Origin of the sequence: Flagellimonas myxillae, from assembly GCF_023502235.1 — a bacterium.
GTDB lineage: Bacteria > Bacteroidota > Bacteroidia > Flavobacteriales > Flavobacteriaceae > Flagellimonas > Flagellimonas myxillae.
The window spans coordinates 244,872-261,215 of the sequence record NZ_JAMFLY010000003.1; the positions used below are offsets into that span (position 1 = coordinate 244,872).

Annotated in this window: 15 protein-coding genes; 12 read left to right on the forward strand and 3 right to left on the reverse strand. The window is 43.1% G+C overall.

Annotation, left to right across the window (positions count from 1 at the left end):
- The first annotated feature begins 16 nt into the window (after nucleotides 1–16).
- From trmB to M3P07_RS13860, 8 genes are all read left to right on the forward strand, one after another.
- Nucleotides 17–685 (forward strand): tRNA (guanosine(46)-N7)-methyltransferase TrmB, encoded by a 669-nt coding sequence (gene trmB, locus M3P07_RS13825; RefSeq protein ID WP_249970519.1) that lies wholly within the window; start codon nucleotides 17–19, stop codon nucleotides 683–685.
- 3 nt (nucleotides 686–688) lie between these two features.
- Nucleotides 689–1,318 carry a LysE family transporter gene (locus M3P07_RS13830; protein WP_249970520.1) on the forward strand — a complete coding sequence of 210 codons (630 nt, stop codon included), beginning with the start codon at nucleotides 689–691 and terminating at the stop codon, nucleotides 1,316–1,318.
- Between the two features lies 1 nt (nucleotide 1,319).
- Nucleotides 1,320–1,646, forward strand: a complete 327-nt coding sequence (locus tag M3P07_RS13835; RefSeq protein WP_249970521.1) for an MGMT family protein — start codon at nucleotides 1,320–1,322, stop codon at nucleotides 1,644–1,646.
- A 196-nt stretch (nucleotides 1,647–1,842) separates the two neighbouring features.
- Nucleotides 1,843–2,982, forward strand: coding sequence for an Mrp/NBP35 family ATP-binding protein (locus tag M3P07_RS13840; protein ID WP_249970522.1), 1,140 nt, complete (start codon nucleotides 1,843–1,845; stop codon nucleotides 2,980–2,982).
- 2 nt (nucleotides 2,983–2,984) lie between these two features.
- A complete protein-coding gene (locus M3P07_RS13845; RefSeq protein ID WP_249970523.1) occupies nucleotides 2,985–3,224 on the forward strand; it encodes a NifU family protein in 240 nt (79 codons plus the stop codon).
- 70 nt (nucleotides 3,225–3,294) lie between these two features.
- A complete protein-coding gene (locus tag M3P07_RS13850) occupies nucleotides 3,295–4,353 on the forward strand; it encodes an NAD(P)/FAD-dependent oxidoreductase (protein ID WP_249970524.1) in 1,059 nt (352 codons plus the stop codon).
- A gap of 41 nt (nucleotides 4,354–4,394) precedes the next feature.
- Nucleotides 4,395–4,742, forward strand: a complete 348-nt coding sequence (locus tag M3P07_RS13855) for a four helix bundle protein (protein ID WP_249970525.1) — start codon at nucleotides 4,395–4,397, stop codon at nucleotides 4,740–4,742.
- 43 nt (nucleotides 4,743–4,785) lie between these two features.
- Nucleotides 4,786–5,118 carry a 2Fe-2S iron-sulfur cluster-binding protein gene (locus M3P07_RS13860; protein ID WP_249970526.1) on the forward strand — a complete coding sequence of 111 codons (333 nt, stop codon included), beginning with the start codon at nucleotides 4,786–4,788 and terminating at the stop codon, nucleotides 5,116–5,118.
- Between the two features lie 94 nt (nucleotides 5,119–5,212).
- Here the strand turns inward: M3P07_RS13860 and M3P07_RS13865 are convergent, their stop codons facing one another.
- Nucleotides 5,213–6,949, reverse strand: a complete 1,737-nt coding sequence (locus tag M3P07_RS13865; protein WP_249970527.1) for an ABC transporter ATP-binding protein — start codon at nucleotides 6,947–6,949, stop codon at nucleotides 5,213–5,215.
- A gap of 128 nt (nucleotides 6,950–7,077) precedes the next feature.
- Between M3P07_RS13865 and M3P07_RS13870 the strand changes: the two genes are divergently transcribed.
- Nucleotides 7,078–8,133 carry a TPM domain-containing protein gene (locus tag M3P07_RS13870; RefSeq protein ID WP_249970528.1) on the forward strand — a complete coding sequence of 352 codons (1,056 nt, stop codon included), beginning with the start codon at nucleotides 7,078–7,080 and terminating at the stop codon, nucleotides 8,131–8,133.
- Between the two features lie 41 nt (nucleotides 8,134–8,174).
- Complete coding sequence (locus tag M3P07_RS13875; protein WP_249970529.1) at nucleotides 8,175–10,340, forward strand: acylase; 2,166 nt, start codon at nucleotides 8,175–8,177, stop codon at nucleotides 10,338–10,340.
- A gap of 422 nt (nucleotides 10,341–10,762) precedes the next feature.
- Here the strand turns inward: M3P07_RS13875 and M3P07_RS13880 are convergent, their stop codons facing one another.
- Nucleotides 10,763–11,404 (reverse strand): hypothetical protein, encoded by a 642-nt coding sequence (locus tag M3P07_RS13880; RefSeq protein WP_249970530.1) that lies wholly within the window; start codon nucleotides 11,402–11,404, stop codon nucleotides 10,763–10,765.
- Between the two features lie 264 nt (nucleotides 11,405–11,668).
- Here M3P07_RS13880 and M3P07_RS13885 point away from each other — a divergent pair, with 264 nt between their 5' ends.
- Complete coding sequence (locus M3P07_RS13885) at nucleotides 11,669–12,934, forward strand: aminotransferase class V-fold PLP-dependent enzyme (RefSeq protein ID WP_249970531.1); 1,266 nt, start codon at nucleotides 11,669–11,671, stop codon at nucleotides 12,932–12,934.
- A gap of 8 nt (nucleotides 12,935–12,942) precedes the next feature.
- Here M3P07_RS13885 and M3P07_RS13890 read toward each other — a convergent pair whose 3' ends face one another.
- Complete coding sequence (locus tag M3P07_RS13890) at nucleotides 12,943–13,839, reverse strand: metallophosphoesterase (RefSeq protein ID WP_249970532.1); 897 nt, start codon at nucleotides 13,837–13,839, stop codon at nucleotides 12,943–12,945.
- Between the two features lie 116 nt (nucleotides 13,840–13,955).
- Here M3P07_RS13890 and M3P07_RS13895 point away from each other — a divergent pair, with 116 nt between their 5' ends.
- On the forward strand, nucleotides 13,956–16,343 hold the full coding sequence (locus M3P07_RS13895) for a GAF domain-containing protein (protein WP_249970533.1): 2,388 nt from the start codon (nucleotides 13,956–13,958) through the stop codon (nucleotides 16,341–16,343).
- Nucleotide 16,344 lies beyond the last annotated feature (1 nt).

Sequence of the window (16,344 nt, forward strand, 5' to 3'; positions counted from 1 at the left end):
TGCTCAAAACTAGCAAGTGGGAAGTAAGAATAAGCTAAAACGGTTTAAGGAAAATGAGTCGTTTTCCAATGTGATCCAGCCAACTCGGGACGAAATCTTGACGGGGTTTGGTCTAAAGGGAAAATGGGCTTCCTTTTTCCAAAATGATAACCCTATCGTTTTGGAATTGGGATGTGGGAAAGGTGAGTATACGCTTGGCTTGGCTAGTAGAAATCCAAAGCGGAACTATATCGGTATAGATATTAAAGGTGCGCGCTTTTGGAGAGGGGCCAAAACCGCATTGCAGGAGGACATGCCAAACGTAGCTTTTTTACGCACCCAAATTGAGCTAGTGGACCAACTTTTCGAAGCTCAGGAAGTAGCCGAAATTTGGATTACATTTCCAGACCCGCAAATCAAATACAAGCGAACCAAACACCGCATGACCAACCCGGAATTTTTGAAGAAATACAAGAAGATTCTCCGTCCTGGGGGCACACTAAACTTAAAAACGGATAGTGAGTTTATGCATGGATATACCTTGGGTCTTTTACAGGGATTGGGACATGAAATTGTGTACTCCAACCACGATGTGTACAAAAATGCTGGAAGCCCGGATGAGGTTTTGAAAATTCAGACTTTCTACGAAAATCAGTATCTTGAAAAAGGAAAGCCAATAACCTACATCCAATTTAGGATCAACTAACCAATGACGCATATACTTATCCTTTTCTTTGCCACTTTTTCGGCGGCATTCATGGCCACGGTCCCTCCTGGTCTGCTTAACATGAACGCGGCCAAGACCAGTGTTGAAAAAGGAAAACTCAACGGGGTCATTTTTAGCCTTGGGGTCTCTTCCATGATTATGGTGCAGGCTTATATTGCGGTATTGATCTCTAAATTTCTGTACCGAAATCCGGAGGTTATCGATATGTTGTTGAAGATCGCAATATTGGTTTTTGCCTTTTTTGCGATTTATTTTTTTATTGTGGCCAAAAGAAAAAAGGAACAGCAACTCACCGATGTCAATCTGAGCAAAAAAAACAGTTTTTTTAAGGGAACTTTGCTTGCGGCCCTTAACCTTCTCACCATTCCGTATTACAGTGGCCTTAATGCCATGTGGAATGAGGCAGGGTGGATTAAATTTGAGGCCGCAGATATTATAACCTTTGTTTTTGCTGCGGGAGCTGGCACTTTTGCCGTGCTCTATTTGTATACCTTTTATTTTAACAAGTTGGAGCGAAAAACCAACCGATTTTCCAGGAATTCCAATTATATTTTAAGCGCTTTGATGCTGGTTTTGTTGGTGATTACCTTATTCCGGATTTTTTACAAGTAATATGAAGGAAGACAACTTTTTTGAGAAAGTATACCAAGTTGCCCGGCAAATACCCTACGGAAGGGTAACCTCCTATGGGGCAATAGCCAAATATCTGGGAACTGCAAGAAGTGCCAGAATGGTGGGATGGGCCATGAACGGTTCAGGCGCGAAGGACGTTCCGGCGCATCGGGTGGTAAATCGGGTGGGTATGCTCACCGGAAAACAACATTTTGATGGCACCAATTTAATGCAACAGCTTCTGGAAAACGAAGGGGTCAAGGTCGAGGACAATCAAATTGTTGAATTTCAAAAACATTTTTGGGACCCAGCCAAGGAACTGTCTTAGGTTGCCGGTCAATTTTGATTTCCTTTATTGTCGAGGTTTGGATATTGGCCAAAATTCCAACACCCAACATCAAACCCCATCACCCAATTCTATCCTGCTATTTCCATTTTCAATCCCCAAACTTCTTATTCTAAGGGGCATGGCGTATCTTTGTAATTTAGAATCAGTTTAAGCGACTGCAATCAAAATAAGATAAATGAAGCTGAAGAAAGCAGACATATTAAAAGCTTTGGAACTTATTTCGGCACCTAGCGAAGGACAGAATTTGGTGGAAAGTGGTGCGGTGACCAATGTCCAGGTATTTGGTGATGAGGTAGAAGTGGACGTGACCATCAAGAATCCGAGCCTTCAGGCCAGAAAGAAAACCGAAGTTGAAATACTAAAGATCATCCATAAGGAAGTTTATCAAAAGGCCAAGATCAAGATCAATCTTTCGGTTGATGCCCCTGCAAAACCTGCGATAAACCAAATTAAGGGAAACCCAATTCCTGGAATCCAGAATATTATTGCCGTAGCCTCTGGAAAAGGTGGAGTTGGTAAATCCACGGTAACGGCGAACTTAGCGGTGACCTTGGCTAAAATGGGCTTTAAAGTAGGGCTTTTGGATACCGATATCTACGGGCCATCCATGCCCATTATGTTCGATGTGGCCTTGGAGAAACCCCTTTCCGTGAACATAGACGGGAAAAACAAGATGAAACCCATTGAGAATTATGGGGTAAAACTCTTGTCCATCGGCTTTTTTACCCAACCCAACCAAGCTGTAATCTGGCGAGGACCCATGGCGTCCAAGGCGTTGAATCAGATGATATTTGACGCACATTGGGGAGAATTGGACTTTTTGCTTTTGGACTTGCCCCCAGGAACAGGGGACATACATTTGAGCATTATGCAATCCTTGCCCGTAACAGGGGCCGTGGTGGTGAGCACCCCTCAGGAGATTGCATTGGCCGACGCCAGAAAAGGGGTGGCCATGTTCCAACAGGAAGCCATTAATGTACCTGTACTGGGAATCGTGGAGAACATGGCTTACTTTACACCGGCAGAGCTGCCTAACAACAAATACCATATCTTTGGTAAGGATGGTGCCAAGAATTTGGCAGAAGATTTGGATGTTCCCTTTTTAGGTGAAATTCCATTGGTACAGAGCATCCGTGAAGCCGGGGATGTGGGAAGGCCAGCAGCTATGCAAACGGCCACGCCCATCGAAGAATCGTTTGAGGACTTGACCAAGAACATAGTTCAGGAACTGGTGAAAAGAAATACAGATTTGCCTCCTACCGAGGCCATAAAAATTACGACCATGGCAGGTTGTGCTGCCGTTAAAAAGAAATGAGCATGACATCAGAAGAAATTAGAAGCAATGTTGAAAAGGCCTTGGCCGAGATTAGACCGTTTCTACAAAGTGATGGAGGTGATATTTCATTGATTTCCATAGATAACGATAGTCTGGTGAAGGTGAAACTAGAGGGGAATTGCATTGGTTGCAGTGTGAATCAGATGACACTGAAGAGCGGAGTGGAAATGACCATAAAAAAGTATGCCCCGCAGATTGAGGAAGTTGTCAATGTGGGCTAGCCTGACAGAAATCATATTTCGTTACTTTCCTAAACCCTAAGTTGCACGGATTTACAAACACCTTTACCGCATGATTAAAACCGATATATTGATCATAGGGGCAGGACCTACGGGTCTTTTTACTGTTTTTGAAGCAGGCCTTTTGCAGTTAAAATGTCATTTGATCGACGCCCTTCCGCAACCTGGCGGACAATGTGCGGAGATATATCCCAAAAAACCGATTTACGATATTCCAGGCTTTCCCGAGGTATTGGCCGGGCAATTGGTGGACAATTTAATGGAGCAGATCAAGCCATTCCAACCAGGATTCACCCTGGGAGAAAGAGCCGATACCATTGATAAACTGGAGGATGGAACATTTGTGGTGACCACTAACAAAGGAACCAAACACAACGCTCCTGTGGTTGCCATAGCTGGGGGATTGGGAAGTTTTGAACCCCGAAAGCCGCAACTGGAAAACCTGTCCCGGTTTGAGGATAAGGGCATCGCTTATATCATCAAGGAACCCGAAATATATAGGGAAAAAAAGGTATTGATTGCCGGGGGAGGTGACTCGGCCTTGGATTGGTCCATTTTTTTGGCCGACGTGGCTTCTGAGGTTACCTTGGTTCACAGAAGGAATGAATTTCGTGGAGCCTTGGATTCCGTAGAAAAAGTACAACAGTTAAAAAACCAGGGAAAAATCAATTTGATTACCCCCGCAGAAGTGGTTGCTTTGCAAGGCAAGGAAAAATTGGAAAAGGTAATTGTTAGAAAAACCGATAATCCTGATGAAATTGACTTGGAAGTGGACAATTTTATTCCCCTTTTTGGACTTTCCCCTAAATTGGGCCCGATTTCCGAATGGGGATTGGAGATTGAAAAAAATGCCATAAAGGTTGACAATACCTTGGATTATCAAACCAATATTCCTGGGATTTATGCCATTGGCGATATCAATACCTACCCAGGAAAGTTAAAACTGATATTATGCGGTTTCCATGAGGCTACCCTGATGTGTCAGAGTGCATATCAAAGAATATTTCCAGATAAAAAGTATGTGATGAAATATACCACTGTTGGGGGAGTCACAGGATTTGATGGAAGCAAAAAAGAGGCACCAAAGGCCGTTGTAAAAAGTATCGAATAATATCTTAAGTTGAATGGTGGGCTAGAGAAATAGTGTGAGAGATGACGGTTCAGCGTTTTGAAGATTTGAAGGTGTGGCAAAAGTCCCAAGATTTGGCAATCAAAGTTTACAAGGCATTTTCCAAGATAAAAGATTTGGGTTTCAAGAGTCAGATTACGAAGGCATCGATTTCTATTTCTAACAATATTGCTGAAGGATTTGATAGAAGTAGTAATGCGGATTTCAAAAGATTTCTTTACTTCGCTCTGGGTTCCAATAGTGAGGTGAGATCCATGTTGTATTTGTCAAGAAGACTGGAATATACCGACAAAGACGAATCAAATGAACTTATAAAGGTCACAAATGAGGTTTCAAAGATGCTGTATGCCTTTATCAAGTCGATGAAATGATCCACTACCTCACTAATAACTCGATTACTAATTCACTGATTACATGTCCGACGTAAAGATTAAGATTACCGATAGAGAAGGCGTATTGCATGAAGTAGACGCCCCTACCGATATGAACATGAACCTTATGGAGGTAGTTCGCTCCTACGAACTTGCCCCGGAAGGTACCATAGGAATATGTGGTGGAATGGCCATGTGCGCCTCCTGCCAGTGCTATGTGAAATCGGAACATGAGCTCCCCGAAAAATCAGACGACGAGGAGGCCATGTTGGCTGAAGCTTTTTTTGTTGAAGATAACAGCAGATTGGGATGTCAAATCCATATCACCCCCGACTTGGAAGGCTTGGAAGTAGAGCTTGCCCCAGAGGAAGGATAGCCTTTTTGCTTTGTGGATTTCTGAATGTCTTCCCGCATTTCTGAATACAGTCTTGTTTCTAAAAGCGTAGCGGTCTAGTGTCTAAAATCTTATTTCAAATTCTGGCTTGATAGGTAAAGAGGTTGTAATACCTTCCTTCGGAAGCAATGAGCTCGTCGTGAGTGCCCTGTTCCATAATATGCCCATTTTCGATAACCAATATCTGATCAGCTTTCCGGATGGTGCTAAGTCGGTGGGCAATCACAAAGGTGGTTCTTCCCTTGGTCAGTTCCGCCAAACTTTTTTGGATCAAAGCTTCAGACTCTGTATCCAAACTTGAAGTGGCCTCATCCAGGATCAATATTCTGGGGTCGGCCAGTACGGCCCTGGCAATGGCGATTCTTTGTCGCTGACCTCCTGAAAGTTTTACCCCGCGTTCCCCGATCAGTGTATCCAATCCTTCATCGAAACGGTCCGTGAACTCATCCACATAAGCTGCTTTAATAGCCTGGAATAGTTGTTCTTCCGAAGCATCGGGGCGGGGAAATAAAATGTTCTCCCGAATGGTGCCTTCAAACAAAAAGTCATCTTGGAGCACAACTCCCAAGTGTTGCCTAAAACTTTGTAAATCCACCTTGGACAAATCTTTTCCATCAATGGTAATCGTTCCCGAATCGGGATTTAAGAAACTGGCCGCCAATCCTGCTATGGTGGACTTTCCAGACCCCGAACTGCCCACAAGGGCTATGACCTGTCCAGGCTTCACTTCAAAATTGATATGGTGCAAAACTTCCTTATCCTCTTCATAGGAAAAGGACACGTCAACAAAGTTCATATGTCCAACAATGGAATCCAGTTCTATGGTCCGTTCCCCAATTTCAGACTCCTCGTCCGTGTTCATGAGTTCCTCGGTACGATCCAATCCCGCCAAAGCTTCGGTCAGCTGGCTACCAATATTGCTCATCTGTACAATTGGTGCGATCATCAAGCCAAGAAGTACCGTAAACTCCACAAATTCACCTATCGTTAGGGTATCGTGTATGATCTTATATCCTCCAAAACCCATGACACTAGTGGTGGCAATGCCCAATAAAAAGGTGGAAGAACTGGTCATAAAGGCTGTTGTGGTCAAGCTTTTTTTTACGTTTTGATACAATTTGTCCACCCCTTCTTCGAAGACTGCCTGCTCCTGACGCTCTGCATTAAATCCTTTAATGACCCGAATGCCACCCAAAGTTTCGGTAAGTCTCCCCTTTACCTCCGCATTGAGTTTTCCGCGGTCCCTAAAAATGGGACGTATGATCTTGAATGCCTTTAAAGCGATTACCGCAAAAATGATTAGAGGAATAAATGTAAACAGGGTCATGTGAACATCAATGTCCAGTAAGAGAATCAGGGAAACCACGGCGGTTATAACGCCGCCGACCAATTGTACCAATCCAGTTCCAACCAAGTTTCGTACCCCTTCCACATCAGACATAATTCGGGAGACCAATGCACCCGATTTGGTATTGTCGAAAAACCGGATGGGCAGGGATAGGACTTTTTTTTGCACTTGGGCACGAAGTTCACTGATCAGGTATTGGGCTTGGACGCTCAAGATACGGGTCAATAAAAAGGAAGTGACCGATTGCACAAAAATGGCCAGCATTACCCCGGCCACAAGGTATTTGAGCATGCTAAGGTCTTTGTTCACAATCACATCATCTATTAGGTATTTAGATGCAATAGGTGCCACAAAACTTGCCGCTTTGCTGATGGCAATGAGTATCAATCCTATAAAAACCAAGTTGCGTTTGGGCCAAATAATGGTCTTGAACGCTGTTAGGATACTTACTTTCTTTTCCGACATTTCAAAAATTAAGGAAGATGCAAGTTAATTGAATTTCGAGGAGCATTTTATAGTGTTTAAAAAGAATTAACGAAGATGGACATAACCGCTTAACAAATAGTATATTTAGAGGTCTTCAGATTTGAGATATGCCGTTTAAACAGTTGTCCATCTTTTTTTCTTTCTTATTCTCCTTTGGAATCTCGGCGCAGCAAGATTATTTGGTATTGAATCAAATTGTTACGGACAATGCAGAAATTTTCAGTCCGCAGGAATTGGAAGGCCTTCGAACCAAGCTTACGGAATTTGAGTCACAGACCACAAATCAATTGGTGGTGCTCACAATTGAGCAATTGGGTTCAGAAACCATAGAACAATACGCTTATGGAACCTTCAATAAAAATGGCTTGGGCCAAAAGGACAAGGACAATGGAATTTTGATTCTTTTCGCCAAAAGCGACAGAGAGGTCCGTATTGAGGTGGGCTATGGGCTTGAACCCTATATTACGGATGCCGTAGCTTCCCGGATTATTCGAAATACCATGATTCCCGAATTCAAGGAGGGAAACTATTTTGGCGGAATTGACCGGGCCACCGATCAGATCATTACTTTTTTGACCGAACCGGAAGCACTTGAGGAGTTTAAGCAAGAAATAGAGGAGGAAGGGAGTATGAATGGATGGGTAAAGCTGTTCATGGCATTGTTTCTCTCGATTTTTGTTGCGGCCGGTGGGTTCATGTTCTTTAAGACCTATGCCAGTCTTGTGGAAATGTTCCGAGGAATGCTGATTGGTAAATTGGGACTGCTTCAAGGCATATTTATGGTGGGCTTTGGGATGATCCCTACCTTTTTTTCCTTGGTGTTTGTTGGCATGCCACTTTTTTTTGCCACCATGATTTTCAATTTCGGAATCCATTGGGATGATGCGGAAAATTTGTTTGAGGATTTTTCATGGATCTACTGGGCGATAGGAGGTTTTTTCCTGCTCACTTTTGCGTTGGCGGTTTTAAAGATTTTGATCAAAGGCAAAGAGGATTTTAAGCTTTCCCTATATAAGAACGACAAAACCTATATGAGGAAGACATTTTCCTCGTCAGGCACCCACTCCATGGGTTCCAGTTCCGGGTCTTTTGGTGGTAGTTCCAGCAGTTTTTCCGGAGGTGGCGGAAGTTCCGGGGGCGGTGGGGCCAGTGGAAGTTGGTAAGACGATTGGTAAAACAAATTTTTCAGGTGAAATACATAGATATGAGAATACTAGTATTGGGTTGGGTACTATTGCTGGTTTCCTGCGGACAACAACCCTCAGATGTTGAAAGATGGGAGGCACAGGCCGAAAATGTCATCATAATTCGGGATGATTTTGGGGTTCCACATATTTACGGAAAAACGGACGCTGACGCTGTGTTTGGCTTGTTGTATGCCCAATGTGAGGATGATTTTAACCGAGTGGAACAAAACTATATCTGGGCCACAGGGCGGTTGGCGGAAGTTGAGGGCGAGATAGCATTATACAGTGATCTCCGAGCCAGATTGTTTATGACCAAGGAAGAGGCCATTGAGAATTATGAAAAGAGCCCTGAATGGCTCAAAGTCTTATGCAATGCCTTTGCCGATGGAATCAATTATTATTTACATTCCCACCCGAAGGTAAAACCAAGATTGATCAAGCATTTTGAACCTTGGATGCCCATGTATTTTAGTGAAGGAAGTATAGGTGGGGATATTGAGCGTATCTCCATTCAAAAAATAAAGGCCTTCTACGAAAGTGGGATGGAACTTCCGGAAATGGAGCAACTTCAACTTGAAAAAAAGAAAGAAATGGCTGAACCCCAAGGCTCCAATGGAATTGCCATTTCAGGAGAGTTGACGGAATCTGGAAATGCAATGTTGTTGATCAATCCGCATACGTCCTTCTATTTTCGGGGAGAAGTGCATGTGGTGAGCGAGGAAGGTCTCAATGCCTATGGTGCGGTAACCTGGGGACAGTTTTTTGTCTATCAAGGCTTCAATGAAAAAACAGGATGGATGCATACCTCTACCTACACCGATGTGATGGACGAATTTAAGGAAACCATTGTCGAAAATGATGGAAATCTGTTTTATCAGTATGGAGAGGAACTACGCCCCGTTGAAAAAAAGGAAGTTACCCTAAAGTATAAGGAAGGTAACCGATTGCGGGAAAAAACTTTTCCGATGTACCACACCCACCACGGACCAATTACCCATGCCGTAGATGGTCATTGGACAGCTTCTGCCATGATGTGGGAGCCGGTAAAGGCCATGGAACAGTCCTATATCAGAACCAAGCAGGACGGATATAAAGGTTTTAGGGAAATGATGGATATCCGAACCAATTCTTCCAACAATACCGTTTATGCAGATGCCGAGGGCAATATTGCCTATTTCCATGGAAATTTTATTCCAAAACGGGACACCATTTTCGACTTTACCCTCCCCGTGGATGGGAGCAATCCGAAAACAGATTGGAAAGGACTGCATCCTGTGGATGAGAACATTTTGATTCTTAATCCGAATAATGGATGGGTTCAAAATTGCAATTCTACTCCGTACACCGCTGCTTTGGAAAACAGTCCAAAACGAGGAGATTATCCCAAATACATGTCCCGGGACCAAGAAAATTTTAGGGGCGTTCACGCTATTGATTTGCTGACAGGACGAGATGGGTACACCCTGGACAACTTGATTGAGCTTGCCCATGACTCTTACCTTCCTGCTTTTGAAGCGCTGATTCCAGGATTGATCAAGGCTTATGACTCCAATCCAACCTCAGAATTGAGGGAACCTATCGATGCACTTAGAAGTTGGGATTTTAGGACTTCTAAAGAATCCGTGGCGATGACCCTAGCACATTATTATGGGACCATTAGTTATCAGAAAGCCAAAAGGCCCGAGGGAAAATATCCAATGCTTTGGGTGCAATATTGGGGGAGTGCTTCCCCGGATTCTGAAAAATTACAGCTGTTTAAAGAGACTGTGGAATGGCTTCAAGCCGATTTTGGCACATGGCAAATACCTTGGGGAGAGGTAAATCGCTACCAGCGGCTGAACGGGGATATCCGACAAGCTTTTGATGATACCAAACCCAGTATTCCCATTGGTTTTGCAAGTGGCCGGTGGGGAGCATTAGCGGCCTACGGTGCCCGATATGATAACGATACCAAAAAAATCTATGGAACAAGAGGGAATAGTTTTGTGGCGGTTGTGGAGTTTGGCGAAAAGGTAAAGGCCAAGACCATGTTGGCCGGGGGGCAAAGCGGCGACCCAGATTCCCCTTTCTTTAATGATCAAGCTAGGCGATATGCAGATATGCGATTTAAGGATGCCGCCTATTACAAAGAAGATGTGCTAAAGCGGGCAGTGGGTACCTATAAACCTGGTGAAAAACACTAATTTGGATAAACGACCAAAGAACCAAGAACAAAGAGCCAAGATTTCACGGGGACATTTTCAATTTTGACTTTTCAATTTTCAATTAAAAGCTCCCTTTACCTTTCACCCTTCTAACTGGAATATTGGATAATTCGATTGCTGGATTGTTGGGGTGATCAGGAACCCATGAATCAGCATCCCCATTTTCAATTTTGACTTTTCAATTTTCAATTAAAGGCTCCCTTTACCTTTCATCCTTCTAGCTGGAATCTTGGATAATTCGATTGTTGGATTGTTGGAGTGATCAGGAACCCACGAATTAGCATCCCCATTTTCAATTTTGACTTTTCAATTTTCAATTAAAAGCATCAATAGCATATTAGCCAAAAACCGAACGTAAATTCATTTGAGTTTGAACTTGAAACTTGAGTTTGAACGTAAACTCACTCCGCTTCTTTGATAACAATAAGACTGGCCACGGACCCTGTAGAAAGGTTCCAACGATTGTTGTGAATGACTTGGCCTTTTTCATCGGCAACCACAACTTGGGCGGTATTGGGCCCCGAAGAACCTTGGTTGAGGGCAATAAAGTCCAATCGGTTAAACCCTTGGACCAAATCGACATTGACACCCTTGAAGGTGCCGGAGAGTAGCAAATTAAACTCTACCACTTCCCCATTCAATAAGATTTTAACCCGGTCGCCATCAACATATTCATGGTCCCGGCAAACTATGCCCACAAACTTGGCCTTGGTTTTTATATCCCCTAAATATTGGTCTCCAAAGTGTTTATTGGAACTCTTTTTCTCTTTTTCACCCACTTTGGGGTCAATCTTGAGACCATATCCAGCTTGAACCAATTCACGATCAGGCAGCATTTTAACGCCTGGCTTTTCGTTTTTGGAGGTCAAATTTTCGTCTAAAACGGAAGGGATTCGTAGTGAAGTCCCCTGATTACTCGGAAGAATGTCCAAGTTATTACGCTCCCCAATTTTAAGGGGTTTGGTCGTAGGAATATCACCTTGGGCATTTGCGACAAACAGCCCAAAGACAAAAAGAGAAAAGAAAAAAACCAATTTTTTCATAGCAACTTGGTCGATAACTTTTTTTAAAGTTAACAAATACCCTGCCATCCACCTGATAAAGAGACGTTAAATCGTTAAATGGTTGCTTCTTTCCTTTATCTAAATCTTCCTTAAATAATTCTAATAAATGATTTTAAATCCTAAAATGAAACTAAATTACCGTTAGTCTTGTAATGGCGACCTCCAAGCGCTTTCTTTTTGAAGCTTAAAAATCGTAAATTCATTCACCAACAGGGATTTACGAGAATTTTTTAACCCGATACCATGAAAAAAAGACAATTTCTAAAACGATTGGGTCAAGCTGCAATGGCCACATCCATGGTACCCTTTGCGGCAAGGGGACAGGAACTTTTTCCGGAATTACCACCTTATCCATCCGGTAATGGCGAAGATTTCTGGGAGCGTATTCGTCAAGATTATGCACTAAAACCGGATTATATCAATTTGGAAAACGGCTACTACTGCATCACTCCAAAACCTATAATGGACAGTCTGCAACAATACACCCAAATGGTAAACTATCAGGGATCTTATTACATGCGAACCCGCCAATGGGATGATAAGGAAAAAGTCACTGCAAGATTGGCCAAGTTCGTCGGCTGTGCGCCGGAAACATTGGTAATTACCAGAAATGCAACAGAATCCTTGGATTTGATCATCGGTGGGTTTCCTTGGCAGCCAGGAGACGAAGCCGTTTTTGCCGTACAGGATTATGGATCAATGCGGGATCATTTTTATATGGTGCGCGATCGTTATGGGATTGTATGCAAGGAAGTATCTGTTCCAAACCATCCAAAATCGGACGAGGAGATCGTTGCCCTTTATGAATCACAGATTACACCAAGGACAAAGCTGTTGATGGTTTGCCATATGATCAATATTACGGGTCATGTATTGCCCATTCGCAAAATATGTGACATGGCACACAGTCACGGGGTAGAGGTAATGGTAGATGGTGCCCATGCGGTCGGTCACATAGAAGTAAACATTTCGGAGTTGAACTGTGACTACTACGGTTCCAGTCTACACAAATGGCTGAGCGCACCCTTGGGCGTGGGCTTACTATACGTGGCTTCCGAAAAAATTCCCCAGATATGGCCACTAATGGCAGAACACAACAAAGAACCTCGGGATATTTTAAGACTCAACCATACCGGGACCAATCCCGTGCACATCTATTTAGCGATCAATGCCGCTCTGGATTACATACAGGCCATAGGAATCCAACGAAAGGAATTCCGACTGCGCTATTTGCAAAAGTACTGGAGTAATGCTTTGCGAAACGTCCACAATGTTGTGGTGAATACACCGTTGGAAGCGGATAGATGCTGCGGAATAGGGAATGTGGGTATCGCAAACCTTAAACCAAAGGTACTGGCAGAAACCCTGATGAAGGAGTTTGACATTTGGACCGTAGCCATTGACGAATCCAATGTACATGGTTGTCGGATTACGCCAAACATTTATACCACAACCAAAGAACTGGACGTCTTTATCAATGCGATGAAAACTTTGGCCAAGCGTGCCTAGGAATTTGGTCAAGACTCCATATAGTCCACCAATTTCTCCGGACCTTCCAACAAAACCCTAACAATCTGAAGTGTACCGTCAGGTTTGGTGGCGATTTGCCATTTGATTAGGGAGATCTGCCCATGCTCTACTTCAATGCCTGTAATGCTCCTTGGGTGCACGCAGCTACCGTCATTAAAAAATGGGATTTGACCGGGTTCCGGAAACCTGGGTCTATGGGTATGTCCGGCAATGGTGATTCTAAGGTTGTTCTCGAGCATCCATCTTTTGATGCGCTTTTCTATGCGAATAAGTTCCTTATAGTTCTTGGCGGGACTTGTTGGGTCATGGATGCCCACCACTTGCAGCGGTTTCCATAAAATTCGGACTAAAAACCGCCCAAACCGCCAACACACATAGTTCCACCAATCCGCCTGGTGCCCATGGGTACAAAAAAGCTCCTGTTGGGTTTCTTTGTGCTGCAACACGAGAGCCTCGTGGTAGGTGATCCCCTCAAAAAGCTCTTTGTCGGAATCGTCGATAGGTTCAAAATAGCTGGAAAGGTGCTTGTCCACATAGTTTTTATGCCGATAAACCATATCGTGATTGCCCCAGACCATGTGTAGCCTGTTTTCCAAATGAAATTGCCGCAAGAGTTGAAATACATTTTTATGGGCCTCAAAAATGGATTCGAAATGTAGATTTTCCCATAACTCATCCCCGTCGCCCAGCTCACAGTACTGAAAACCCTCACGATAATAGTGGTTCAGCGCATGGAAATAGATATTCCTGTTGTTCGCAAAATCGTCGGCAAAGCTATTGTCTCCCCTATGACAATCGCTAAAGAAGATGAACTTTGAGGTGTCATCAAAAGGAATGCTTTTTGCGTTTTTGTATGCCCGGTCTAGCCGAGTTCTTGAGGACATGGGCCAATTTTCCTTAAATATCCTAAAAAAGCCAACAAATACATAAAGAAACCCTTAACAAGAGGGCATTTTTTCTTTTTGTAACTTTACACACGGAAACTCGACTAACTAGTTGTATGAAGCAGAACTACAATGCGGATAGCCCAATGCTGCAATTGGTGAGCTTTAACAAGCTTTTGCAGCATTACGATGAACAGCTAAAAAGCAAGAACAAACACTTGGCGGAAAGGGCCAAGTACATTTTGGATGCGCAAGCGCCTTTCCCCGAACTTAGGGAAGGTTTTAGCGATATGTCCCTTTTGGAAAAACACAAGGATGTAATCAGTTTGATCTTGGAGGACACCTTTGCACCGGTACTTACCAAAAATGAGATAAAAACAGCCACTACTCCCTTTGAGAACTTGGTCTTTAATTCTTCCGAACGTTTCAAGAAAATTTTGAAGGAAGCAGGAGAAGGTTTCGAACCGGAGATACGGAACATGCCCATGGATGTTAATTACATCATGAAATGTACCGTGGTACTTGGGTTTCATTTTGGTTTCAATTTGGATTTTAAACGGCCATTGTTCTATGATATTCCTGATGCCAATGGGGTAATGCGGCATTATAGAATTCTCTACAATGCTGATTTTATGGAAATCATTCCAACGGACAAGGCGAAGGAACTTACCCAAGAAGATGTGGACGAGCTTTTGGAGAATTTTGATAATATCGACCTATGGAAGGAAAAGATTCCACCCAATAGTTTCATCTCCAAAGGATTTGTGATATCCAATATGTTCGATGTGACTGCAGAACATTCCATTTCTGGGATCAAGTCTACCTTGATCGGTAACCGAAAGCGGGAAAACGAAGACTTCATGGATAGTTTTCAGGACACTTTCAGGTCGCTTTTCAATTTGAAGAAAATCAATGTTGGCTTTACAGGCTATGATTCCAAGGAAAACAAGTTCCTCAAAATATATGGAAAAGGAATAGAAAGCTATATTCTAAAAGGCAAGGATATGGAATCTTGCGACGACTTACTTTGCGACTATTCCAAGGATAAATTGCTAGGAGAAAGAGATCGAATCGGATATTTTGCAATTCCGAATGTAGAGAAGTTCGATAAATTATCAGATGGCGGACAACCGTATGCCAATCTTCATAAACAAGGAATAAAAAGTGCCATTTTAGCACCCATAATGGATGATGGTAATCTGTTAGGGGTATTGGAATTGGTATCTACCAAGGTAAACGAGCTCAACAGTATCAATGCCACCAAATTGGACGACGTAATGCCCTTTATTGTTTCGGCGGTGGTCCGTTCTATTGAGGAAGAGGAGAATTTGGTCGATGCCATTATCCAGCACGAATGTACTACGGTGCATTCATCTGTATATTGGAAGTTCCAGGAAGAGGCCAAGCGGTTTATGGCCGATGAAATGGTTGGAAACCAGGCGGTGTTCAAAGAGATTGTCTTTAAGGATGTGTACCCACTATATGGCCAAGTGGACATCAAAGAATCTTCCAAGGAGCGTAATCTATCCATCCAAAAGGATTTGATGATCCAACTATCCGAGGTCAACAAAGTGTTGGAAGTGGCGTTCAAAGCATATAAACTTCCAATTTATGAGGAGTTGATGTTTCGGGTGAATACCTATTTGAATGAGGTTAGAGAGGCACTGTATACCCATACAGAGCAGGCTATTTTTGATTTCGTTCAAGAAGAAATCAACCCTGTGTTCAAACATTTGAAGGAAACAGACAAGAAATTGGGCCCTCATATTGAGCACTATGAGTCCAATATTGATGAAGAAACCGAATCGTATTACGACCATCGTCGCAATTACGATGAGAGTGTGATGGAAGCCAACATGGAATTGGCGGCCCTTTTGGATAAAAAACAGCTCGAGGCCCAGGAAATGTTCCCGCACTATTTTGAGCGGTACAAAACCGATGGGGTGGAGCACAATATGTACATTGGTAGTTCCATAGCCAACGATAGAAAGTTTGACGAACTCTACCTGAGCAACCTTAGACTTTGGCAACTACAGGTTATGTGCGACATGGAAAACAAATACTATGCGCTAAAACCCAAATTGCCCGTTAAGTTGGATGTTGCTTCCTTGATATTGGTTTACAGCACATCTTTGGCCATTCGATTTAGAATGGATGAAAAGCGTTTTGATGTGGATGGCACCTATAATGCGCGATATGAAATCATTAAAAAGCGCATTGATAAATCTTATATTAAAGGAACCAACGAGCGGTTGACCCAAAAAGGAAAACTGGCCATTGTTTATAGCCAACGCAAGGACGAAAAGGAGTATATGCGGTACATTAAATTCCTAAAGGCCAAGGGCTATTTTACCAACAATATAGAAATTGTGGAGTTGGAAGGCCTCCAAGGGGTGACCGGATTAAAAGCCATTCGCGCTGAGATTTTATATACCGGGGAGAAGGATCAACAATCTGAAAGAACCTATACCTACGAAGATCTTCTGGAAGAACTCAAATCCTAAA